This window comes from Variovorax sp. GW821-FHT09B01, from assembly GCF_059418345.1.
On sequence record NZ_JBWKPQ010000004.1, the window covers coordinates 232388 to 256463 of the forward strand.

The 24076-nt window shown below is 66.9% G+C and carries 19 protein-coding genes; 17 read left to right on the plus strand and 2 right to left on the minus strand.

The features are described 5' to 3' along the window. Nucleotides 1–73 precede the first annotated feature (73 nt). The 16 genes from AC07RV_RS15575 to AC07RV_RS15650 all read left to right on the plus strand — a co-directional run bounded on the left by AC07RV_RS15575 (nucleotide 74) and on the right by AC07RV_RS15650 (nucleotide 20534). Nucleotides 74–1003, plus strand: a complete 930-nt coding sequence (locus AC07RV_RS15575) for a phage tail tube protein (protein WP_093343524.1) — start codon at nucleotides 74–76, stop codon at nucleotides 1001–1003. Between the two features lie 37 nt (nucleotides 1004–1040). Next, complete coding sequence (locus AC07RV_RS15580) at nucleotides 1041–1391, plus strand: hypothetical protein (RefSeq protein ID WP_093343522.1); 351 nt, start codon at nucleotides 1041–1043, stop codon at nucleotides 1389–1391. 17 nt (nucleotides 1392–1408) lie between these two features. Next, nucleotides 1409–1759, plus strand: coding sequence for a DUF1799 domain-containing protein (locus tag AC07RV_RS15585; RefSeq protein ID WP_296774738.1), 351 nt, complete (start codon nucleotides 1409–1411; stop codon nucleotides 1757–1759). Nucleotides 1760–1850: 91 nt separating this feature from the next. Next, on the plus strand, nucleotides 1851–4070 hold the full coding sequence (locus tag AC07RV_RS15590; protein ID WP_296774740.1) for a phage tail length tape measure family protein: 2220 nt from the start codon (nucleotides 1851–1853) through the stop codon (nucleotides 4068–4070). Beyond that, a complete protein-coding gene (locus AC07RV_RS15595) occupies nucleotides 4067–4690 on the plus strand; it encodes a hypothetical protein (protein ID WP_093343518.1) in 624 nt (207 codons plus the stop codon). Before AC07RV_RS15590 ends, AC07RV_RS15595 begins: the two co-directional genes overlap by 4 nt. Then, entirely contained in the window at nucleotides 4687–5310 is a 624-nt protein-coding gene (locus AC07RV_RS15600; RefSeq protein ID WP_296774742.1) for a hypothetical protein, read from the plus strand. Before AC07RV_RS15595 ends, AC07RV_RS15600 begins: the two co-directional genes overlap by 4 nt. Next, a complete protein-coding gene (locus tag AC07RV_RS15605) occupies nucleotides 5307–5735 on the plus strand; it encodes a DUF6950 family protein (RefSeq protein WP_093343515.1) in 429 nt (142 codons plus the stop codon). Before AC07RV_RS15600 ends, AC07RV_RS15605 begins: the two co-directional genes overlap by 4 nt. 128 nt (nucleotides 5736–5863) lie before the next feature. Next, a complete protein-coding gene (locus AC07RV_RS15610) occupies nucleotides 5864–12607 on the plus strand; it encodes a hypothetical protein (protein WP_492714061.1) in 6744 nt (2247 codons plus the stop codon). 44 nt (nucleotides 12608–12651) lie between these two features. Next, on the plus strand, nucleotides 12652–12876 hold the full coding sequence (locus AC07RV_RS15615; RefSeq protein WP_296774746.1) for a hypothetical protein: 225 nt from the start codon (nucleotides 12652–12654) through the stop codon (nucleotides 12874–12876). 28 nt (nucleotides 12877–12904) lie between these two features. Beyond that, entirely contained in the window at nucleotides 12905–13549 is a 645-nt protein-coding gene (locus AC07RV_RS15620) for a hypothetical protein (RefSeq protein ID WP_296774747.1), read from the plus strand. 64 nt (nucleotides 13550–13613) lie between these two features. Beyond that, entirely contained in the window at nucleotides 13614–14279 is a 666-nt protein-coding gene (locus AC07RV_RS15625) for a DUF4376 domain-containing protein (protein WP_296774749.1), read from the plus strand. Nucleotides 14280–14295: 16 nt separating this feature from the next. Further along, complete coding sequence (locus AC07RV_RS15630) at nucleotides 14296–15489, plus strand: LamG-like jellyroll fold domain-containing protein (RefSeq protein ID WP_296774751.1); 1194 nt, start codon at nucleotides 14296–14298, stop codon at nucleotides 15487–15489. Between the two features lie 4 nt (nucleotides 15490–15493). Next, nucleotides 15494–18076 carry a phage head spike fiber domain-containing protein gene (locus AC07RV_RS15635; protein WP_296774753.1) on the plus strand — a complete coding sequence of 861 codons (2583 nt, stop codon included), beginning with the start codon at nucleotides 15494–15496 and terminating at the stop codon, nucleotides 18074–18076. Between the two features lie 117 nt (nucleotides 18077–18193). Beyond that, nucleotides 18194–18499: a DUF3649 domain-containing protein gene (locus AC07RV_RS15640; protein ID WP_093343508.1), complete on the plus strand. Its 306-nt coding sequence runs from the start codon at nucleotides 18194–18196 to the stop codon at nucleotides 18497–18499. Beyond that, nucleotides 18496–20169: a PepSY-associated TM helix domain-containing protein gene (locus AC07RV_RS15645; protein WP_296774755.1), complete on the plus strand. Its 1674-nt coding sequence runs from the start codon at nucleotides 18496–18498 to the stop codon at nucleotides 20167–20169. Before AC07RV_RS15640 ends, AC07RV_RS15645 begins: the two co-directional genes overlap by 4 nt. Further along, nucleotides 20169–20534, plus strand: a complete 366-nt coding sequence (locus tag AC07RV_RS15650; RefSeq protein ID WP_296774757.1) for a DUF3325 domain-containing protein — start codon at nucleotides 20169–20171, stop codon at nucleotides 20532–20534. Before AC07RV_RS15645 ends, AC07RV_RS15650 begins: the two co-directional genes overlap by 1 nt. Before the next feature lie 7 nt (nucleotides 20535–20541). Here the strand turns inward: AC07RV_RS15650 and AC07RV_RS15655 are convergent, their stop codons facing one another. Continuing rightward, nucleotides 20542–21609, minus strand: coding sequence for an aldo/keto reductase (locus AC07RV_RS15655; RefSeq protein WP_296774759.1), 1068 nt, complete (start codon nucleotides 21607–21609; stop codon nucleotides 20542–20544). 130 nt (nucleotides 21610–21739) lie between these two features. On the opposite strand from AC07RV_RS15655, the gene AC07RV_RS15660 reads away from it, so the two are divergent. Then, nucleotides 21740–22714: a LysR family transcriptional regulator gene (locus AC07RV_RS15660; RefSeq protein WP_296774760.1), complete on the plus strand. Its 975-nt coding sequence runs from the start codon at nucleotides 21740–21742 to the stop codon at nucleotides 22712–22714. Here the strand turns inward: AC07RV_RS15660 and AC07RV_RS15665 are convergent. Next, nucleotides 22656–24053, minus strand: a complete 1398-nt coding sequence (locus AC07RV_RS15665) for an aminopeptidase P N-terminal domain-containing protein (protein WP_093351642.1) — start codon at nucleotides 24051–24053, stop codon at nucleotides 22656–22658. The genes AC07RV_RS15660 and AC07RV_RS15665 overlap by 59 nt on opposite strands. Nucleotides 24054–24076 lie beyond the last annotated feature (23 nt).

Genomic DNA, 24076 nt, shown 5'->3' on the forward strand with positions numbered 1-24076 from the left:
TCGGTGCGTGTTTTTCGGCTCTTTCGATTCCATCCCTTTCACCCGCTTTTTCAACCAACGGAGAAACGCAAACATGCCCAAACTCATGCGCAAGATGGCCATCCTGGCCAAGGCCGAAACCGTGCGCGGCACCGACGCCGCACCCACCGGGGCCGCCAATGCGATCCTGGTGAGCGAAGTCACGCTCACGCCCATCGAAGGCGACGTGATCCAGCGTGACAACGTGCGTCCGTACTTCGGTTCGCGTGGCTCGGTGCTCGTGACCCAGTACAGCAAGATCGCCTTCTCGGTCGAAATGGCGGGTGTGGCCGCGGCAGGTGACGTGCCGGCCTATGCTCCGCTGATGCGCGGATGTGCGATCAGCGTCACCACCGCGGCCGGCGTCAGCACCACCTTCGCGCCCACCACCGACGTGCTGGAGTCGCTGACCATCTACGGCAACGTCGACGGCACCGTCTACAAGATGACCGACGCCCACGGCAACGTGAAGGCCGCCGTCGATGCCAAGGGCATCCCGAAGTGGCAGTTCGAATTCACGGGCCTGTTCGTGCCGGCCGCCGATGCACCGCTGCCGACCGCCGACTACAGCAAGTTCATGGACCCGCTGGGCGTGAACAAGGCCAACACCACGCTGAGCCTCGATGGCCTGGGCGTCGCGGCCAGCGCCTTCGCCTTCGACGCGGGCAACACCGTCGTCAAGCGGGACCTGATGACCATCGATGCCGTCGACATCACCGCGCGCGTGTCGACCGGCTCCGTCACCTTCGAGAACACCGCGGTGGCCGTGAAGGACTGGATCGGCATGGCGCGCAGCGGCACGCGCGTCGCGCTCGCGCTCAAGCATGGCCAGGGCGCGACCAACGTGGTGGAGATCAAGTCGCCGCGCGCCCAGATCGGCAAGCCCACCTACAGCGATGTCGATGGCGTCCAGATGATCACCGTGCCGCTCGAGTTCGTGCCCAGCGGCGCGGGCAACGACGAGTGGTCGATCGTCGTGCGCTGAGCGACGGGTTCATCGGAAAACGAAAGGAACACACCAGATGCCCCAGAAACTCAAGCTCGCGATCAAGCCCACCTTCGCCGCGCCGGTCCTGATGCGCGTGCCGGGCGACGGCCAGGTCGAGGAGGTGCGCTTCGATGCGGTCTTCAAACGATTGACGAAGACCGAGAACGACACCCTGCAGCGTCGCCTGGACGACCGCAGCCTCAACGACCGGGAGCTGCTCGACATGGTGCTGGCCGACTGGAAGGGACTGGCCGGCGACGACGGCCTGCCCTTCATCTGCACGCCCGAGAACCGTGCCGCGGCGGTGGAGGAGTGGCCGGGCTTCGAGGCGGCCATCACCTACAGCTACTTCGAGCACGCGTACCCGGCCGCCGTAAAAAACTGAGGGGCGCCGCGCGCTACGTGCTCGGCGCCGACACACGTGTTCACGACGAACTCGACGACGAGCTTCGCACCCAGTGTGCGTCGCTCGGACTCGATCCGGTCCGGCTGGTCTCGCCGGCGGCCGGCAGCGAGGAGATCCGCATCTTCGAGCTCTGGCCGGAACACCAGGAAGCCTTCGAGGTGTTCCACGCCTGCCGCACGCAGTGGCGCGTGGTCGCGGGGCCCGCGGGCACGTGGCACCAGGGGCTCGACTTCGGTGCGGTCGACGTGGCGATGCGGCGCCTCGGCATTCCGCGTGCGCGGCAGCGCGAGGTTTTTCTGCAGCTGCAGGTGATGGAGGACGAAGGCATTGCGGTGCTGAACGCCTAGCGGTGTCGCGGGCCCTCGGCCCATCGAAGAAGCATGGGGCAGACGGATGTCGGCCTTATTTTTTTCTTTCTCTCAAACGGACCATACAGACATGGCTGCTGAAAAAACAACTGGAATCCTCGCCGGCGCTTCGATGGTGACCAAAGAAGTGCCCGCTGCCACGCAAGCGCTGAAAGACCTCTCCAGTGCCGCCGGTGCTGCGAATCTGGCGATGGGCGCCCTCCGACTCGATCCGCGCATCAGGTTCGGCCTGAAAGTCGCGCGCTACATGGGCGAAAGCGGCCTCGAAGGCAAGAGAGAAGACGCCTCCTATTCCCGCGCGAAGACCGCAAGCGGGAACTATGCCGGAGTGACCAACGACGACCTTCGAAGAATGGAGGTCGATATCGCGCGCAATACAGGTGGTTCCCGGGCAAAAGCCGCGGAGGCCTTGAGCAGCCTGGTGGCATCGGGCCAGGTGCAGGCCCGTGTCCTACAGGAAGCGGCGACTGCAGTGGTGCAGATGAATCGGGTTTCAGGCGTCTCGATCAAGGACGGCACGGAGATGTTCTCCCAGGTGGCCGACGAACCCTTGAAGGGGTCCGTGAAACTCAACAAGGGCCGCAACTACCTCACTCCGGACGACATCAAGCAGATTCGCGATCTCGAGAGTCAAGGCAACAACGAGGCTGCCGTCGCGGCCGCTCAAAAAGCTCTTGCTGTCGCAATGGATCGGCGAGCCAGGCAGGAAATCGAGGACATGACGCCCATCGATCGTGGACTGCTGCGCTTCCGCGAGTTGAAGGAGCTTCCCCGGGATCTCGCGCGCAATATCGGTCGCGGCAGCACGTTGCGGGAGGACTATGAGCGCGCCTCGACAAAACGGGACAACCGGCTTCGTCGCGATGGCGGCGTGGGTACGTCGATGGCCGAAACACCGGGTGGAGCTGTCGTTGGATACCCGCGACGCCCCGCGTCATCGACATGGGACCGGGATAGTGAACGCCTGAGGGAACTGCAGGTGTCGCAAGCCCGGTCGGCCGCAGCGCAAGGAGAGAGCGCGAGTCGAGGAAAGGTGGCTGCCGATGCGGCAGTGGAAGAAACGGAAGCGATCGAGCAGGGCAAGCTGACTGACGAGATTGCTCGAAAGGTCGTGGCCTACCAAGGCGGCAAGACACAGTCACCTCTTGCGAGGGGCGTTTCGGGCAATGCATCGAAAGGCCGCGGTGCGGGTACCGGTATCCAGCGCGCCGAGGTCGATGGATTGCGCACTCGCATCGAGGTGGTGTGCGGTTGCAATGAAGGGCCAATGGATCGGGCAAAGCCCGCCATGGCCGCAGACGGCTCGGAGCGTACGTCTGTCGATCCGGAAGAGGCGCACCAGGCGGCTCAGCTCGAAAGCATGCGCAAGAGCACCTCGAGCGTTCTTGACCAGACGGCAGCCCTGAAAGCCAGGAACGAGGAGCAAGGCAAGTCTCAGACCGTTCTGCAGGAACTGGGCATCGCGCAGTTGGAGCAGCAGTACCGCGACCTCGAAGCCACCGACAACGTCATCCCCGGCTATATCGACGCGCTGAGCCGGCGCATCGATGCGGAGAAGAACCTGCTGCAGGTCACGCGCGAATCCGAAGGCATCAAGTCGGCCGAGGACAAGAAGAAGGAGCAGGAAGGCCGTTCCAAGAAGCTCTCTGACGATCTCAACGGCACGTTCAAGGAAGGCATCACGGGGCTGATGCAGGGCCAGGAAGGCGCGATCGACAAGATGGCCGAGTCCCTCAAGAAGAAGGTCTCCGGCGCGCTGGCCGATGCGCTCTACGACGCGACGCTCAAGCCCGCGGTGGAGAAGTTCACCGGCTGGCTGTCCAACTCGATCACGGGGCTGTTCAACGGGGGTGGGAGCGGCGGAGGAAGCGGTGGTGGCGGTGGTGGTGGCGGCAACTGGTTCGGAAGCCTCGTCACCTCCGTGCTCGGATTCTTCGGCGTGGGCAGCGCGAAGGGAAATGTCTTTTCCTCGCCCGGCCTGCACGCCTACTCGAGCAGCATCGTCGACCGCCCCACGTTCTTTCCGTTTGCCAAGGGCATCGGCCTGATGGGCGAGGCGGGGGCCGAGGCCATCATGCCCCTGCGCCGTGGCACCGACGGGCGACTGGGCGTGAGCCTGCAGGGAGGCGGTGCGGCCGCGCAGGCGCTGCACTTCGCGCCCTCGAATGTCTTCTACATCGATTCGCGGTCCGACAGGGGCGCCGTCATGGCCGACCTCGATCGCGTGCTCCAAGCCAACAACGAGGGTCAGATGGAACAACTCAAGCGCATGCGGGTGGTGCCCCAATGAGCATCGTCACACTTCCGCCGAACCTGCCGGTCAAGCGCCAGGATTTCGGCCTGCAGACATTCGACCTGAGCTTCAGCAGCGGCGACACCGGCTCCACGCAGGTGGCCGTGCTGGCACCGCCGCGGCGCACCTGCGCGCTCGTGAGCGAGGAGCGCATTCCCTCGATGAGCGAGGCCGCGCAATGGCGCGCGCTCGCCCACGCATTGCGCGGCCAGGTCAACGTGCTCGCGATCTGCGATCTGCTGCAACCGGTGCCGCGCGGCACGGCGCGCGGCACCTGGACCGCGGTGGCGGCACTGGCCGGTGCATCGTCGCTGTCGATCCAGATGGGGGCCGCGCAGGCCGGCAAGACGCTGCTGCAGGGCGACTGGATCGGCGTCAACCAGGGGTCGGTCCAGCGCCAGCTGCTGCACGTGCAGGCCGACGCGGTCGCCGATGCCGCGGGCCTGATCGTGGTGCAGATCGAACCGGTGCTGCGCGTCGCCGTGGCCGCGGGCAGCGCGGTCGTCTGGGACCGGCCGACCTGCCTGATGCGCCGGACCGACACGAAGAGCAACTGGAGTTCGGAGTCGCGCGCGCAGGGCGGTTTCAGCTTCGACCTGATGGAGTCCTGGGAATGACGGTGAACACCAATTCGGGATTCGACGCGGCCAGCCGTGCCGGCGCCTACGGCGTGATGGCGCTGGCGGAGCTGCAGCTTCGCTCGGGCACGGTGCGCTACACCACCTGGCCAGTCAACGTGCAGACGATGGGACAGTCCTGGCTGGGCCTGGGCAACCTGGGATCGATCGGCGAGCTGCACGAGAGCGAGGACGGCGCGGCCGAGAAGCTCACGCTGACGCTCTCTCCCATCGACGTGGGCACGCGCGCGCTCGCGCTCGGTGATCCGGCCGACTACCAGGACCGGCGCGTGCGCATCTGGATCGCGCTGGTCGATGCGGCCACGCTGCAGATCACCGGCCAGCCGGTGTTGCGCTTCGTGGGCGTGATGGACCAGATGAAGATCGAGCGCGACGGCACGACGGCGTCGATCAGCATGGACTGCCGCACGGCGAGCTACGACGTGCGCAGCAATCCGGCGGCGCTGCGCATGAATCATGCGCAGCACCAGGCACGGCATCCGGGCGAGATGGGCTTCAGCTACCTCACCAGCATCATCGGCAACCCGGCCGTGTGGGTGGGCAAGTGGCTGCAGGCCAATCTCCAGTACCGCCAGCTGCTGGGAGTGGGCTCCAAATGAACGCCGATCTCGACGCCTTCATCGAGGCCCGGCGCGCGCTGCGCTTCGCCTACTTCGAGAACGACTGCGCCACGTTCGCGGCGGACTGGGTGCGCGAGGTGCGTGGCACCGATCCGCTGGCCCCGTTGCGCGCCGACGATGGTGCCCTGGTGCCGCGGCGCCTGTTGACCGCGCTGCGTTACGTGCGGGCCGCCGGTGGTTTCGAGGCCATGGGCAATGCCTTGCTCGGGCCGTCGAAGCCCGGCCTGTGCGCCCAGCGCGGCGACGTGGTGCTCGCCCGCAGTGGCGGCCGCATCGGCCGCGTCTCCGGTCATTGCTTCGGCATCTGCACCGGCACCCACGTCGCTGCGCTCGGCGTGGATCGAATGAACTTTCTTCCCTTGACGGCAGCGGTGGCTGCATGGAGGTCTGCATGCGCGGCGTGACAACTCGTCTTTTTGCGTTCCTGGCGTTGCTGCTGGTTTGCGGCAGCGCGTCTGCCGATCCGGTCAGCGGCTTGATCTCCGTCATCGGCACGGCACTCGCTGGCACTGGGGCATTGGCGTCCTGGGCGATGCTGGCTGTCAGCGTGGTCTCGAGCCTGTCGAAGGCCTCCCAGGCCCGCAAGCAGGCGCGCCAAGCCGCTGCGCGCAAGGCCGCCGAGGACGCCGCCAACCTGCGCGACCGCACCACGACCATCGTGAGCGCGGAATCGCCATGGACCACCATCTACGGCGCGCCGGCACCCGTAGGCGGTTCGATCGTGGCCGTGCTCGACAGCGGCGCGCAGGCGCAGTTCAAGCATGTGGTGATCGTCTTCGCGGCCCACGAGTGCGAGGCGATCGACGAGATCTTCATCGAAGGCACGTCGGTCGGTCGCCCCAACGCGACGGGCTGGACCGACGGCGCCGAGTTCCAGTTGCCACCGCTGTTCAAGGGATGGCCGTCGGAAGGCCCCGCCGTCAACGTCCAGTTCCACACCTCGCCGGGCGGTGTCGATACCGCGGACGTCTTCATGAGGGACAGCCTCAAGGCTACCTTCCCCGACCTCGATCTCTGGACCGATGCGCACCGGCTCAGTGGCTACACCTACGCGGTCGTGACCCTGAACATGCTGTTCGAGCGCTTCCAGGGAGGGCTGCCCGCGATCACCGCGCGAATCCGCGGCAAGAAGGTCTACGACCCACGCAACGGGCAGACCCGCTACTCGCGCAATCCGGCGCTGTGCCTGGCGGACTTCATCCGTTCGGAAGCCGGCTACCTCGCGGCCGCCGACCAGATCGACGAAGCCGCGCTGATCGGCGCGGCCAGCGCCTGCGATGACCAGGTCTATATGGGTGTCGACGCCGAGAACTATGGCAACTCGAACGTCCGCTACACCTGCGACGGTGCCTTCCGCTCCGATCAGGACCGCGAGAGCACCCGCCAGCAGCTCGAGGAGTCGATGGCCGGCTTCTCGCTCGAGACCGGTGGCGTCTGGCGGATCCAGGCGGGCGCGTGGTCGACGGCGGTGCTGAATCTCACGGACGTCGACATGCTGTCGCCGACCGCCGTGGTCCAGACCGCCAACGTCGGCGCGGACCGGATCAACGGCGTGCGCGGCACCTACGTGAACGCGGCGCGCAATGGCGTGAACGAGGACTTCAAGCCCTACCAGAACACCGTGTTCCGTGCGCAGGACGAGAAGGACAAGTTCCGAGACATGGCACTGGCCTTCACCGGCTCTCACGTGCGCTGCCACCAGCTGGCGCGCGTGGCCGTCGAGCAGAGCCGCGGTGGCCTGGTGCTGCGGATCCATCCCAAGATGCTGGCCTGGCACCTGCAGCCTGGCGACCGGATCGTGCTCTCGAGCGCGCTGTACGGCTTCACCAACAAGACCTTCCGCGTGCAGGACTGGAGCTACCAGCGCAACGCGCCGCTGAGCTTGCAGGTGATCGAGGACGTGCCCGCCTACTACGACCTCGCCGACGAGGTGCTGTCGGATGCCGCGCCGAACACCAACCTTCCCAGCCCCTTCATCGCGCCGCAGACGCCGATGGACCTCATGGTGAAGAGCGGGCCGGAACTGATGGTGCAGCAGGGCGGCTCGACGGTGGTGCGGGCGCGCGTGAGCTGGGCGCCCTGGGCCGACGATGCGGCCGCCCGCACGGGTGCGATCCGGGTGCAATGGCGGCTGATGCAGACCGGCGAGGGATGGCAGAGCATCGACCTGCCGGGCGACGCCGTCGAGACCTTCCTGCTCGGACTGTCCGTGGGCGGCGTCTACCAGGTGCGCGCGCGCTTCGCGACGCCCTACGCGGTCAGCAGCTGGGTGATGGTCGAGCACGTGGTGACCGGCAAGACGCAGCCGCCCGGCAGCGTCAGCGGGCTGCAGCTCGGCGTGGAGAACGACGGTGTCCATGCGCGCTGGGCCGAGCCGGCGGGCCTCGACCTGCTCGACTGGAACCTGACCGAACTGCGCATCGGCACGGACTGGGCCACCGCCGCGGAGGTCTGGTCGGGCAAGGCGGTTCAGGCGAACCTCGGCTGGCTGCAGGCGGGCGTGATCAAGCTGTGGGCATCGCATGGCGACACCACGGACCGGTGGTCCACGCCGGTGTCGACCGCCATCGAGATCCTGTCACCCGCGCAGCCCGTGCTGACTGGGCAGGCCTTCCGCGACCAGGTCGAGCTGCAGTGGCCCGCGAGCGGGACCACGCAGCCCCTGCGGGGCTACGAGGTGCGCGTCGGCTCCGTCTATGCGGAAGCACGCGTGCTGAACCTGGTGGACGCCCTCGGCTACAAGTACACCCAGACGGTGCCGGGCACCTACCTGTACTGGGTGTGCGCCGTCGACCTGGCGGGCAATCGCAGCGCGCCGGGCTTCAAGGAACTGATCACGCTGCCGGGCATCGACGAGGCCCTGGAAGAACTGCAGGAGGGGCTGCAGGAAACCGTCGACCAGCTGAAGCAGTCCGACAGCGCCAATGCCGCGGCGATCGCACAGGAAGCGCAGAACCGCGCCGCGGCGCTGGTGGCCGAAGGGCAGGCGCGCGTTCAGGCCGTGCAGGCCGAGGCGCAGAACCGCTTCACGACGTTGCAAGCCGAGGCCCAGACTCGCACGCAACAGATCGCCGGCCTGACCGATGCCATGTCGGACGAAGCCGCGGCGCGCGCGGCGGCCGACACCGCCGAGGTGCAGGCGCGCATCGCCGCCGTGGCGCGAGAGGTCACGGATCGAACCACGGCCGTGCAAGCCGAAGCCACGCTGCGCGCGAATGCGATCACGGCCGAGCAGAACGCACGTGCCGCGGCGCTGATCGCCGAGGCGGCCGCGCGCGGCACCGCGATCTCGAACGAAGCCACCGTGCGCCAGCAGGCCGATAGCGCGCTCTCGTCGCAGTTCACGACCTTGACGGCCTCGCTGTCGACCACGGCCGCGGCGTTGCAGACCGAGCAGAGCGCGCGCGTCAGTGGCGATGCCGCCGAGGTCGGCGCGCGCCAGCAGCTCGCCACCCAGTTGCAGAACGCCGATGCGACGCTGGCCGCTTCGCTCGCCAGCGAGGCGGTGGCGCGAAGCACGGCCGATAGCGCCGAAGCACGCAGCCGCGAATCCTTGTCGGTATCGCTGACGGGGTTGCCGGACGTGGGCGCGAGCCTCGACTATGTGCAGGGCCCGTCGCTCCTGCTCGACTTCGCGGCATCGAGCTATCGCGTCTGGCAGCCCGCCACCATGACCAGCGTCGGTGGCTTGCTGGCCGAGGAGCGCCAGGCGCGCCTGACGGCCGATGCGGCCGAGGTGACGGCGCGCGAGACCCTGCAGGCGCAGCTCACCGGTGGCTACGACGGCACGGATCTGTCGCAGGTCACGAGCGGGCTGATCTTTCAGGAGAGCACCGCGCGCGCCAGGCAGGACGAGGCGCTGGCGCAGCAGATCACGCTGATCTCGGCGGGCGTGGGCGAGCAGTTCGACTACGCGAAGATCTGGTACTTCGATACCGGCGTGGAGGCCTGGGGCGGCAATGGCGCACCGGTCGCCACGGCGGGTTGGCTGCGGCCGGCGAATGCGAGCGACCCGTGGGTGATCTCGCCCACGGGCCTCGCGAGCGCGGGAGCGACCTTCAGCCAGGTGCGCATCCGGATCCGCAAGGTCGGCGCGCCCGTCTGGGCCGGCCAGATCTTCTGGCGCGCGGCCGCCGACACCGGATTCACCGGAGGCCGCGCCGCGACGCTGAACGAGCCGACCTACGATGCCGCCGGCATCGGCATGGTCAACGTGAGCCCCGGCTGGGACGTGACGGTGGACCAGATCCGTATCGATCTCTCGGTCGCGCAGTCGGCCACCGACTACTTCGAGATCGACTGGGTAGCGATCGGCAGGCCGTCACCGGGCGCCTCCAACGCGGCGCTGCAGGCCGAGGCCACCGCGCGTGCGAGCGCCGACGCGGCGCAGGTCACGGCGCGCGAAACCCTGGCGGCGCAACTGCGTGGCAATTACGCCGGCAACGACGTCGGTGCGCTGAGCTCGGGCCTGCTGGCGGCCGAGCGCGACGCGCGCGTCTCGGCCGATGCCGCCGAGGTGACGGCGCGGCAGCAGCTCGCCGCCACCGTGACCGGCAACAAGACGGCCGCGGACGCCGCGATGCTGACCGAGCAGACGGTTCGCGCCAATGCGGATGCGGCCGAGGTCTCGGCGCGGCAGGCCCTGGGCGCGTCGCTGTCCACCAGCCTGTCGACCGTGTCCGCCAACCTCACGGCCGAGCAGACCGCGCGTGCGAATGCCGACACCGCCGAGGTGAGCGCACGCGAGGCGCTGGCCACGCAGATGCGCGGCAGCTATGCCGGCACGGACGTGAATGCGCTGAGCGCGGGCCTGGTCTTCAGCGAACGCCAGGCCCGCATCAGCGCCGACACGGCCGAGGTGACGGCGCGCCAGGCCTTGTCGACCACCGTCGTCAACAACAAGACGCAGACCGACGCGGCGATCGTGGCGGAGCAGTCCGCGCGCTCGGATGGCGACAGCGCGAATGCCAGCGCGATCTCTGCCTTGTCGACCTCGCTGTCGACCACCCTGACCAGCACCACTGCGGCGCTGCAGACCGAGGTCAATGCGCGCGTGCGTGCCGATGCGGCCGAGATCACCCAGCGGCAGGGGCTGTCCGCGGCGCTGACCGGCATGCCCGATATCTCGGGCACGCTGGCGACGGTGATCGGTGCGTCGATGGAGGCGAACTTCCTCGAGGACAGCTACGGCCTGTGGCAGAGCCCGACGGGTGCGATCCTCACGTCCGGCCTGATCTACGAAGAGCGTCAGGCGCGCATCACCGATGACCAGGCGGAGGTGACGGCGCGCCAGGTGTTGGCCACGTCCGTCTCGACGGGCCTGTCGACCGTGACTGCGGGCCTCACTGCCGAGCAGTCGGCGCGCAGCAATGCCGACAGTGCCGAGGTCGCGGCACGCGAGACCCTGGCCACGCAGATCCGCGGCGCCTATGCGGGCGGCGATCTCAACGCGGTCACCGGCGGGTTGATCTACAGCGAACGCCAGGCGCGCGTGGCCGCGGACAACGCCGAGGTCGTGGCCCGTCAGGCGCTGGCGGCCTCGATGTCGACCGGGCTGTCGACGTCCAATGCCGGGCTGCTCAGCGAACAGACGGCCCGCGTCGCGGCCGACGCCGCGCAGGCGGGCTCGATCAGCGCGCTTTCGACGACCGTGAACAACAACCAGACGGCCGGCATGGCCGCACTGACCAGCGAAGCCGATGCGCGTGCACGGGCCGACGCGGCGGAGGTGTCGCAGCGGCAGGCGCTTTCTGCGGTGTTGACGGGGGCGAAGGGGGTCGCCGGTACGCTCTTGGATGTCGTTGGGCCATCGCTGCGCCTCGAATTCGCACAAGCGCCTGGCGCGAAGCTCGGTGCGTGGCAGCCGCTGTCGCTGGAGGGCTTGGCCAGCGGCCTGGTCTACGAGGAACGTGCCGCGCGCATCGAGGAAGATGAAGCCAACGCCGCTGCGATCATCGGAGTGAGGGCGCGGTTGTCGACGGCCGAAAGCAATATCGTCGTCACTGCTGCCGCGACCTCCACGCTTTCGACTTCAGTGAGTTCGATCAACGGCACGATCTCGGCCCAGGCCACGCAGATCAGCCAGCTTTCGACCTCGGCGGGCGCGAACACGGCGGCGATCACGAACACGGTGTCGGCGTTGGCAACGCTCGATGGGAAGGTGAAGAGCAGCTGGCGTCTCAACGTCAACGCCAACAGTCACGTCGCCGGTGTGGTCCTGGACAGCGACGGACGCAACTCCAACTTCGTGGTGCTTTCCGACAAATTCGCCTGGGCAACGCAGAGCGGTACCGAGGTGAAGTACCCGGTGGTGTTCGGCAACGTCGATGGCAAGTCCTCATTCGGCTTTGCGGGCAACATGTTCATCGACGGCGTGCTCAAGGGCCGCATGATCGATGCGGAGCAGATCAACGGTGACCACATCAAGTCCAACACGCTCGAGGCACGGAGCTTCAAGGCGGGGTCGATCACTGCCGATCTGATCAATGTGGGCATGGGCGCGAACATGGCGCCCGACTCGGGAATGATGGCCGGCGCCGGCGGGACGAAAACATACACCCTCGACGCGGTCCCAACCGGCTGGAGCGCTTACGAGACCTTCGCTTCGCAGTCGCAGTTCGGCATGAATTCGCCGGAAGACCATCAATGGCATCTTCCTGGCCAAAGCGCCTGCAGCATCTTTCAGCCGAACGAGATCAACAACTCGGTTCAGAACAAGTCGGCATTCGTGCAGGCGCACTCGCCGAAGATCCCGGTGATTCCGGGCCAGCGCTACGAGTTCTCCGTTTACACCGGTGCGCATCGGTGCATGGTTTGGACCGGCCTGGAGTTCTACGACGTCAACAACAACCAGATATCGAGTATTCAGTCGACCGAGAGCAACGATGCGGAGAAGGTGGGTGGCAAGGTGCTGAGCGGGTGGAAGCGGATCGGCATGTTCGTGACCGCGCCAGCCAATGCGGTGACGGCTTTGCTGGCGATCCGCAAGGGGCCGACCAAGCCCGGGCAGACCGAAAAGACGAGTTGGCTCTTCTACACGATGCCGATGTTTGCAGTGGCCTCGTCGTATCAGACGGTGTTCTCGCCGTACTCGCACTCGGGCCTGGGTACGCAGATCTCGCCTGAGGGCATCGGGACGCCGAGCCTGTCTGCGATCAGCGCCAATATTGGATTGCTGCGCACCGGATCGAATGGCGCTCGCACCGAAATCGAGGCAAACCAGATTCGGGTCTATGACGGTAGCAACCGCATGCGCGTGCGATTGGGGATCTGGTGATGCCGGCCGGTCTTCAACTTTTCGATGCGAATGGGAATGTGGTGTTGGACACGAACGACCGTATGTCGCGGGTGCTGGGCAGCTTCTGGATCAGCGCGTCGGGTTCCCTCACGCACGGCGGGCTGACTACAGGTCAGCCTTTCGCGATCTTCTGTTCACACACCGTGAACTCGATGCCGCGCTTCCAATTTTCGGGTGCATCCATGTGGTGGGACTACCCCTGGGGCGGCTCGCCCGCTTCAGGCTATGTGGTCTTTGGCGTGTACTGATTCGTATGGCACATAGGAGCTCCAATCCATGACTGCAGGCCTTCAAATTTTCGGCGACCACGGCGTGTTGCAGATCGACCAGGGCTACAAAAACCACTTGTTGCGACTGCGCGGTACGGTGGGGATCGGGGCGAATAACTCTGCAACGGTCGAAGCGGGCGACTGCACCCATCCGTTGCTGTGTGTACGGCCCTACGGGGGGTTGGTCCACGTGCGTATCGAAACGATCTCGAACGGCTATTTCCGATGGCGTCTGTACGCGGGAGATGCACCGGCGACGGTGGAGTACTACATCTTCGACGTCGGTCAGCCATACCAGGACATTTCGCCGGGACTGAGTGTGTACGCCGAGGATGGACAGCTCGCCTACAACAGCAACGTCAAGGCGATGTGCGTGCGCCAGATCAATGGCTTCAACTTTGACGGCGGTGTGCCCGAGGGGTCTTTTTGGATTGGCAGCTACGGCGCAGCACTGGTCGCAGGTTCAGGCATCTGGTGGCAAGACGATGGGGTGTGGGTAGCCCGGCTGATGGCGATGGGAGTCATGTACTCGGGGCAGACCTTTCACTTCGGGCCGGTGCAGGTCGCACAGATTCCCTCCAATGGCGGAAGCTCCTATCCAGTCTCTGGTGGCGAGCACAACGTGCTGCAGATCGACGTTGCGAATCTATGAGTCGGCCCTGTGAATAGACCCTGTTCTCCGTATCTCTTCCATTCTCTTCAATCGAAAGATCATCATGAGCGTTACTTTCATCAAGAACCAACCGAATGGCGCACTGTCGCTGATTCATGAAATCCTGCGCATCGAGATTTCGGATGGGGCGGCTGTCGCTTGGATCAACAGCTATGCCACCGAAGCTGCTTGGCGCGCAACGCCCAAGCTGATTAATTGGCAAGACAGCTTCCTGATGCCAATCGCAGAAGTGGGCAATGCGGAGACTTGGCTGATTGGTACAGATGGTCCTTTCTCCGGAGGGACCATCCTTGCGGAGCCGAGCACGCTCGAGGAAAAGCGCAAGACGCTCGTCGCGCGTGCCTCCGCGAAACGCTGGGCCGTGGAAACCGGTGGATTGACACTGCCGGATGGCACTCATCTGCTCACCGCCAGGACCGACCAGGATCGCATCACCTCCATCTTGGTCACTGCTGCCAGCGCGGAAATCGAAACCATCGATTTCAAGGCGCAAAGCGGATGGATACGCCTGGACGTAGAGACCTTGCGGCAGATGGCCGTGCAGATAGCCCGGCATGTGCAAGCCTGTTTTTCCGCCGAACGAGTCCATCACCGGGCAATCGCAGCGCTCGAAACTGACGCGCAGTTCGATGCATACGACTGCGCCACCGGATGGCCTTCCATTGATCTGCGTGCGCCGTCCGTCATCCCGAATTCCCCCAGCGCTTGATTGAGGAGATCCCGTCATGACCACTACGCTCACCGAAAAGACCTTCGCGCAGTTGTTCATCGCCGCCGGCGGTGCGAATGGCTCACGTGTGAATGCACAGGGGAAGATCGAAATTGCAGTTGCGCCTGCCTTCGACTACGACCCAATCACCCTCGCGTCTCGCGGGCTGCGCTTTCGCGGACCTGTCCGCACCAATCTTCTGACGAACAGCCAGCTCAGCGCCCTGGGGGTTGCCGAGGGGACCACGCCGCCCACCGTGGGCGTGGCCACTGTCGATGGAGAGGCGTGTTCGGCGGTGACATTTACCCCGGCCATGGCATCAGGCTATCCGGGAAGTCGCTGGCGCCCCAATAGTTCGGCGGCGGCGATCGTGGCCTCGACCACCTACTCGACGAGTTCCTACGTGAAGCTCAGTCGGCCGCTGGTCGGAAGCGAGGCCATCAACGTCTACTACACAGGCTCGAACGGCATGGGAAGCACGAACATCTCCGCCGTGAATTCGGCCCCATATGCTGAGCGCTTCACCCGGGTTGTGATGGGTAATGCCACGCCCGGCAACACGGGGACCATCTATCCGGTGGTCCATATCGTGTCGACGCTGGCAAGTAACCTGACGGTCTGGATCTGCAAGGGGCAGGTCGAGGTCGGGGCGACCGCATCGAGCTACACACCTGTCCCGTCTACGACACCCATCGCGCGAACTGCTGACCAGATTCACATTCCGAATCTCCAGAGCCAACCTTGGTACAACCCGCGGGAAGGCACGATCTGCGCCCGCGTCGCTCAAGCGACCAACCTTGTTCCCGCCACTTCGATGATCTTCGGAATCACCGATGCGGCTGGGGCGACGAGTCGAATGCTCGTCTACTTCGACGGCGCAGGCGGCATCAGCGCGAATTGCTTCGACCGGGGTGCGCAGCAGGCAGCGACTTCGATCGCAGGCAGCGCGGCGCCGATCGGACAGGTTCGCAAGGTGGCGATGTCCTGGAAGCAAGGGCGCTTCATCGTTCAGTGCGACGACAAGCCAGCGGTCGCCGTCGGCCTTGCATCGATCCCGACCTACACCGGTCCAACGCTATGGCTTGGTCAACGCAACAACGGAGCCGACCCCTTCGACGGCTTCTTTCAAGATTTCGTCTATTGGCCCAAGGCAGCCAACGCGACCGAGATCGTCTCCCTGACCCCCGAAACCGAAACCATCACTGGCTGACCCCATGCCCACGACCCTCACTTCCAAATCCGCGGCCGAGATGTTCGTTTCCAGCGGCGGTGCCAACGGCACGCGCGTGAGCCCGCTGGGCTTCATCGAGTCCGCGGTGGCACCACGCCTTGACTACGACCCCGTTACCAAGGCGGCCAAGGGCCTGCTGATCGAAAGCGGTCGGACCAACATGCTGCGATATGCATCGCGCTTCGACCAGACGGCTGGCTGGAATGTCAATGTCGCTGGCGGTACCCCGCTGGTCAAAGTGGTGCCGAACGCTACGCTTGCGCCGAATGGACACATGGAGGCAGCCAAGCTCATCCTGAGCAGCCAGAGCAACTATGGCAACGGGCGCGTCACGCAGATCGCGACCAAGGCCGCCGCCATCGGAACCTACGTGGCCTCCGTGTACCTGAAATCCGCAGGTGGACAACGGGCGTTCATCTACGTTTGCGGCGCGAGCGCGACGAACTCGATCAGCGCCAACTTCGATCTGCTGGGCAGCACGCATTCGTCGTCCAAGACGGGCTCCTTTGCGATCATCTCGACGTCAGTCACCGACGCGGGCAACGGGTGGCGTCGCTATGCGCTTGTCTTCACCTGCGATGAGTCCACCGCGATCACGTACGCCCTCTATCCAAGCGGGGCATCCATGGGTGCCGGCGATGACATCAACGGTGCCTTCGCCTGGGGCGCTCAACTGGAAGCGGGTACGTTCGTCACTTCGTGCATTCCCAGCGTGGACACGGTGACCGCGCGTGCCTCGATCGCCTCCTGCTATGACGCCAAGGGTGTCATGCGTTACGCAGTGGCCGGGGTGGGGCGAGTGAACTACGATCCGGCCAATCTGATGCTGGCGCCGGCGCTCCTGACGGAGCCGCAACGGACGAACCTTGTGCTCAGCAGTTCGCAGATGAACCGCAATCCGTGGAGTGTCGGCATCACAGGGGGCTCGGCAGGCAAGTTGGCTCCTGACGGCACGCTGCGCGCCATCGAATACGCTGGTGCTGCCACGGGGCCGCTCACCCAGGGCAACATGATTGCGACGAGCAGCGAGATGACGTTCTCGGTGTTCGTCAAGAACGCGGGATTGACCGGGCCGTTGTCGTTCACCTGGCGCAACGACACGACCGCGCTGACCTTCACACCCTACGCGACCGTTTCCGCGGACGGCAATGGCGGCTTGACCGTTTCTGGCACGGGCTGGGATCTGAGGTCGGTGGGCAACGGATGGTATCGGCTGTCGAACACGAAAAGCACAGGCATCGCGGTTGGGGATTCGCTGCGCATATACACAGGCGTGACCGGTGCGGTCTCCGATCGAGGTGCATTTCAGGTTTTCGGTGCGCAGCTCGAAGATGGCTCGGTCGCAACCTCCTACATCCCGAGCAGCGACACCTTCGCCTCGCGCTCCTCGACCGGCACCTACTTCGATGCCCAGGGGAAGATCCAGACCGCCGCAGTGAACGCTGCGCGGATGAGCTACAACCCGGCCGACCTGCTGGCGCCCCCGACATTGCTTCAAGAAGCCGCCAGCACCAACATGCTGACTGTCTCGGATTTCGCGACACCTGGCGGGACGTCGCTGCTGGGTGACGCGGCCTACAGCGATTTCAGCGGCATCGGAATGGTCACCGGGGTGAAGATCGGCCGGCCGACGGTGGCCCAGCAATGGAGTCTTGCCTACAAGACAGTGACCTTGCAGCCGAATACCTCGTATTGCTTGTCGGTGTTCGTGAAGATGGACGATGGCCTGGTCCCCGTCTTCAGATCGGACACCGCTGCTTCCGAGTCGAACGATTTCGCGCTGGCCATCGTCGGCGTCACGCCACCGATGACCAAGTTCATCGTGACGCCTCAGGGTGACGGCGTCTATCGCGTCTCCTGCATCCACACGACGGGCTCTTCTGTGCCTGGAGCGAACGTCGGCGCGGTCAAGTACCCTCAAAACTCGCCTCGTGGTTTCCGGGTCACCGGATACCAGCTCGAGCAGGCTGCATTCGCTTCGAGCTATATCCCCACGGCCGCGGCAACGGTTCTGCGCGCTGCGGAGGTGACGAGCTCGACCGCCGGTACGCGTGCCGCCGACACGGTCGGATCGGCCGCCGTCGCGCGAAGCGCCGACTTCGTCTACATCGATGCCGCCAAGGGTTGGCTCAATGCCGCCGAAGGAGCGGTTGCCCTCGAGGTCGAACTGCCGAAGATGCCGGACATCACGGTGCGGAACATCATGGAACTCGGGGACGGCACGGCGGGCAACCGGCTGTCGATGGGGATGAGCATCCCTGGGGGCGTGTATTGCACTGGCACGGTCGGGGGCACGACCACCGCGACGACCTCCGCGGGGAACGCCGGCGTGCTGTCTCCAGGCGATTACTTCAAGGTCGCCCTGGCCTATGGGGCCGAAGGGTTGCGCTACAGCTTCCGCACGGACGGGCTCCGAAAGAACGCGATGGCAGCCATGCCGCCCATCACGCGCTTCGCGCTCGGCGCGGTCGCCTGGGGCAGCAACCAGGCCTGCCTCCACATCAAGGCGGCCAGCTACTTCCCGCAGCGGCTGACCGATGCGGAGGTTTCGGCGCTGACCGCCTGATCCCCAAAATCCCTCAGGCCCCGGTGCGGATTCGGCGGATGAGTATTATTCTCATCTTTCCGAATCCCCCTTTCCCATGACTTCCCGAACGACTTCGCACGCCGTCCGGCGCGCGGCGTGAGCGCCGGCCTGCGCTACCGCCTCGGCGTTACCTCGCGCGCCGTCGCCGCCATTGCCGGCGGCTACGGCGTGGCCGCGCTCTCCGCCGCGGCGCTCGCGCTATGTTTGCCCGCGGCCTTCGGCATGGCGCGCAGCGAAGCCGCGATGACAGGCACGCTGGCCTCCTTCCTCGTGTTCGCGGTCGCGGTGATGTGGGTGTTTGCGGCGCGCAGCGCGTGGCGCGCCTGGATTGGCCTGGTCATCGCCGCGGCGCCGCTGGGCGCGCTGCTGCTCGTGCTGCCGACGCCGGGAGCGGGCGCATGAAGGAGGGCCTCCGCCAGTCGATGGCCTGGCTGCACACCTGGTCGGGCCTGCTGGTCGGCTGGGTGCTGTTCATGGTGTTCGCGGCCGGCACGGCCTCGTACTTCAAGGACGAGATCACGCTCTGGATGAAGCCCGAGCTGCACGGGCTCTCGCGCGCGCCGGTGCCGCAGGTGCAGGCCACCGAGGGCGCCTACGCCTACCTGCAGCAGCACGCGGCCGACTCGCCGCGCTGGTTCATCACGCTGCCGACCGAGCGCGAACCCTCGACCAGCCTGTTCTGGACCCGGCCCGCGCCGCCGGCCGGCTCGCCGCCGCGCGACCGGCGCGACCGCTTCGGCCGCGCGGTGCTCGATGCGGCCAGCGGCCAGCCTTCGGCGGCGGTGCGCGAGACGCGCGGTGGCGAGTTCTTCTACCGCCTGCACTTCGACCTGCACTACATGCCCGCGATCTGGGGTCGCTGGATCGTCGGCTTCTGCGCGATGTTCATGCTGGTGGCGATCCTCAGCGGCATCGTCACGCACAAGCGGATCTTCAAGGACTTCTTCACCTTCCGACCGAAGAAAGGCCAGCGCTCGTGGCTCGACGCGCACAACGCGACCGCGGTGCTCGCGCTGCCCTATCACGCGATGATCACGTACACGGGACTCGTCACCCTGATGTTCATGTACATGCCCTGGGGCCCGCAGGCGGCATACAAGGACAGCGGCGGCACGCAGACCTTCTTCTCCGAAGCCTTCGCGGGCGGCGTGCGCGAGCAGTTCAAGGCCGCGGGCCAGAAGGCGCCGATGGCACCGGTCGCGCCGATGCTCGCGCAGGCCTCCGCGCACTGGGGCGGCGCGCCGGTCGGCCGCCTCACGGTCAATTCGCCGAACGATGCCAATGCGACAGTCATCGTGCGCCGCGCCGAAGGGCCGCAACTGGGGTCCGAGCAACCGTCGATGGTCTTCAACGGCGTGACCGGCGCGCTGGTCGGTGCCTACGGCGACAGCATGCGGCCCGCCGTCGAGACGCGCAGCGTGCTCTACGGCCTGCACATCGGCCGCTTCGGCGATCCGCTGCTGCGTGCGCTGTTCTTCGTCTCGGGCCTCGCGGGTTGCCTGATGGTCGCGACCGGCCTCCTGCTATGGGCCGTGAAGGAGCGCCAGAAGTTCGCGAAGCGGCTCAAGCAGGGCGGCCGCGTGAGCTTTGGCCTGCGGCTGGTCGACGGACTCAACCTCGGCGCGATCGCGGGCCTGCCGCTCGCGATGGCCGCCTTCTTCTGGACCAACCGGCTGGTGCCGTTCGACACGGCCGACCGCGGCGCGGCCGAGATCGGCTGGTTCTTCGCGGTCTGGGGCGCGGCCGCGCTGCTGGGCCTCGCGCGGCCCACGCTGCGCATGTGGCAGGCGCAGCTCGCCACAGGCGCGCTGCTGTTCGCGCTGCTGCCGGTGCTCAACGCATTCACCGGTCCCGCACCGCTCACGGTCAGCCTGCGCTCGGGACCGAGCGCCATCGCCGGCTTCGACCTGGTGTCGATCGCGCTGGGCCTGGGACTCGCGGGCGCGGCCTGGATGGTGGAGCGCAAGCGTCGCAAAGCCTCTAGCGCTTCGGCGAAGAAGGCCGCGAAGGCCGACCCGGCCGCTGACGCGGTGGACTCGCCTTCGCTCGCCACCTCGGGCCAGGGATCGTGATGAATGCCTTGCTGATCGCGACCGTGTTCGCCGCCTCGCTCGCGGGCTTCTGCGCGCTGGGCCTCGCAATGGACCGCCACAGCGAGGACGTCTTCGGCCGCGGCAGCACGCCCGGCCCGTGGCGCCGCTGGCTGCAGCTCGGCGGCAGCGTGGCGCTGTGCCTGTCGCTCGTCGCCAGCCTGCGCGCCGCCGGCCATTCGATCGGCTGGGTGCTCTGGCTCGGCGCGCTCACGGCGGCCGCGCAGACGGTGGTGGGGCTCTTGAGCTATGCGCCGCGCCGCTTCCACTGGGTGACGTCGGTGGCGGCGGCCATCGCGGTGCTGACGGGGCTCGGTTGCCTCGTGCTGGCCGCGCTGGGCGACTGAGCCTCTCTCACTCGCCGCGGCGCGTCGACGTGCCGCCGTGCAGCACTCCCTGCGTCATCGGCAGCGCCATGAAGTCGTGCGGGAACCCCAGCGCGATCGCGCTCGCCGCGTCGAGCCGTCGCAGCGCCTCGGCATCGAGCTCGACCTCGAGCGCGCCCAGGTTGTCCTCGAACTGAGCGAAGGTGCGCGCGCCGATGATCGGCATCACCGTCGGCCCGCGCCGGTGCAGCAGCCAGGCCAGCGCGATCTGCGCGCTCGAGCGGTCCTGCTCCTTCGCGATCTGCGCCACCACGTCGGCGATGGCGAGCGCGCGTTCGGTCAGTGCGCCGTTGCCCACGGCCACGTCCTTGCGCGTGCCGGTCACACGCGGGTCCTGTCCCTTCGCGTGATCGAGGTCGGCGCGGCTGTATTTGCCGGTCAGCACGCCGCTGCCCAGCGGCGACCAGGCCATCACGCCGAGGCCGAGCTCGCGCGCCATCGGCAGGAGCTCGCGCTCCACGGTGCGTTCGATCAGGCTGTACTCGATCTGCAGTGCCACCAGCGGCGCCCAGCCGCGCAGCTCGGCCAGGGTCTGCATGCGCGCGACCTGCCAGGCGGGCGTGTCGGAGATGCCGGCGTAGAGCACCTTGCCCGCGCGCACCAGGTCGTCGAAGGCGCGCATCACTTCGTCGAAGGGCGTCAGGCCGTCCCAGATGTGCAGGTACAGCAGGTCGATGTAGTCGGTGCCCAGGCGCTTCAGGCTGGCCTCGACCGAGCGCACCATGTTGCGCCGGTGGTTGCCGCCCGCGTTGGGATTGCCGGGCTGCATGTTGAGCGTGTACTTGGTGGCCAGCACCACCGACTCGCGCCGGTCGGCGAGGAACTGGCCCAGCAGCCGCTCCGAGCTGCCGTTGGTATAGAAGTTGGCGGTGTCGACGAAGTTGCCGCCGCGTTCGAGGTAGGCGTCGAACATGCGGCGCGATTCGCCGGCGTCTGCGCCCCAGCCCCAGTCGCTGCCGAAGGTCATGGTGCCGAGCGAGATCGGGCTGACGCGCAGGCCCGAGCGGCCGAGGGTGAGGTAGTCGTTGAGTTGCATGGGGATGTCCTTTCGATTCGGAAAGCGCCGCGGTGCGCGAGCGCCATGGACTCGAATGTCGTCCCACCATTGCGTTGGAAAAAGGCCGCTGTGCTTGATGCTTTGTGAAGGCTCTCTTCATAATGCCCGCATGTCGCCCGACCTTCTCCCCGCCATCGCCGCCTTCGCGCGCGTGGCCCATCACGCCAGCTTCACGCGCGCGGCCGAGGAACTCGGTGTCTCGCCCTCGGCGCTGTCGCAGACCGTGCGCACGCTCGAGGCCAAGCTCGGCGTGCGGCTGCTCGACCGCAGCACGCGCAGCGTCGGCGCGACCGAGCTGGGCCGACAGTTCCTCGAGGGCGCGCGGCCGGCGCTCGCGGCGCTGGCGCAGGCGGTGGAGGGCATCGACGAGGCGCGCGACAAGCCGGCGGGGCTGCTGCGCCTGAACGTGGCGCGGGTCTCGGCCGAACTGCTGCTCTATCCGCACTTCGGCGATTTCGCCGCGGCCTATCCCGACATCGTGCTCGAGCTGGTCTGCGACAACCGCATGGTCGACCTGGTCGAAGGCGGCTTCGATGCCGGCATCCGGCTCGGCGAGAGCCTGGCGCAGGACGTGGTGGCGCTGCCGATCGCGGGACCGCAGCGCATGGTGAGCTTCGCGGCGCCGCGCTACCTCGAGGGGCGGACGCCGCCGCGCACGCCCGAGGACCTGCGCGAGCACCGCTGCCTCAACTTCCGGCTCACCACCGGCGGGCTCTATCGCTGGGAGTACGCGCAGGACGGCCGCGAGCTCGACGTGGAGGTGGCGGGGCCGGTGATCGCCAACGACAGCGAGGTGCTGCTGGCGGCCGCGCGCGCCGGCGCGGGCATCGCGGTGGCCTTCGAGGGCACGGTGCGCGAGGACTTCGACAGCGGCCGGCTGGTGCCGCTGCTCGAGCCGTGGTGGCCGAGCTTTCCTGGCTTCTACCTGTACTACCCGAGCCGCGCGCAGATGCCGCGCAAGCTGCGGGTGTTCATCGATTTCCTGCAGGCGCGGCATGCGCCGCAGACACCGCAGCGCGCGGCGCTCAGGCCCGCATCAGCGCCTCGATCTCGTCCCCCTTCACCGGCACGCCGCGCGAAATGAGCTCGCAGCCGGTGGCCGTGACGATGGCGTCGTCTTCCGTGCGGATGCCGATGTTGTGGAACTGCTCGGGCACGCCGTCGGCCGGGCGCACGTAGATGCCGGGTTCGAGCGTGAGCACCATGCCGGGCTGCAGGATGCGGCTCGGGCGGTTCTTGATGAGCTCGTTCGACAGCGGGTCCTTGCGTTCGCTGACCTCGCCGACCTGCGTGGGCTCGACGTAGCTGCCGCAGTCGTGCACGTCCATGCCGAGCCAGTGGCCGGTGCGGTGCATGTAGAACTGGAAGTAGGCGCGGCTGTCGATCACGTCGTCGAGGCCGCCGACCTTGTTGGCGTCGAGCAGGCCCAGGTCGAGCATGCCCTGCGCGAGCACGCGCACGGCGGCGTCGTGCGGGTCGTTGAAGCGGTTGCCGGCCTTGGTGGCGGCGGCCGAGGCGTCCTGGCTCGCGAGCACGAGGTCGTACAGCGCGCGCTGCGGGCCGGTGAACCTGCCGTTGGCGGGAAAGGTGCGCGTGATGTCGCTGGCGTAGCCGTCGAGCTCGCAGCCGGCATCGATCAGCACCAGCTCGCCGTCGCGCACGGGCGCCGCATCGGCGCGGTAATGCAACACGCAGGCGTTGGCGCCGGCCGCGACGATGGACCCGTAGGCCGGGTACTGCGAGCCGCCGAGGCGGAACTCGTGCAGCAGCTCGGCGTCGAGGTGGTACTCGCGCACGTCCTTGCCCTCGCGCAGCATGCGCGCCGACAGCTGCATCGCGCGGATGTGGGCGCGGGCGCTGATCTGGGCGGCGCGGCGCATGATGTCCTGCTCGTGCGCGTCCTTCACGAGGCGCATCTCGTCGAGCGGGCCGCAGAGGTCGCGTTGTTCCTCGGGGCACAGTGCGCCGTAGCGCACGCGCGCGCGCACCGACTGCAGCCAGCCGTCGACGCGGGTCTCGAGGCCCTTGTGGGTGGCGAACGGATACCAGACGACCGAGCGGTTCTCGAGCAGTTTGGGCAGCTTCGCATCGAGCTCGGTGACCGAGAAGGCCTCGTCGAGGCCGAGCGCGTCGGGCGCGGCGTCGGGGCCGAGCCGGTAGCCGTCCCAGATCTCGCGCTCCAGGTCCTTGGGCGCGCAGAACAGCGTGGCGCGGCCGTCGCCGCCGAGCACCAGCCAAGCATTGGGCTCGGTGAAGCCGGTCAGGTAGTAGAAGTAGCTGTCGTGGCGGAACAGGAAGTCGCTGTCGCGGTTGCGCTGGCGTTCGGGCGCGGTCGGGATGATCGCGATGCCGTCCTTGCCCAGTTGCGAGGCGAGGCGAGCGCGGCGCTCGGCGTAGATCTTCTTGGTGTCGGTGGTGGTCATCGCGTGGAGACTTCCTGTGAGAC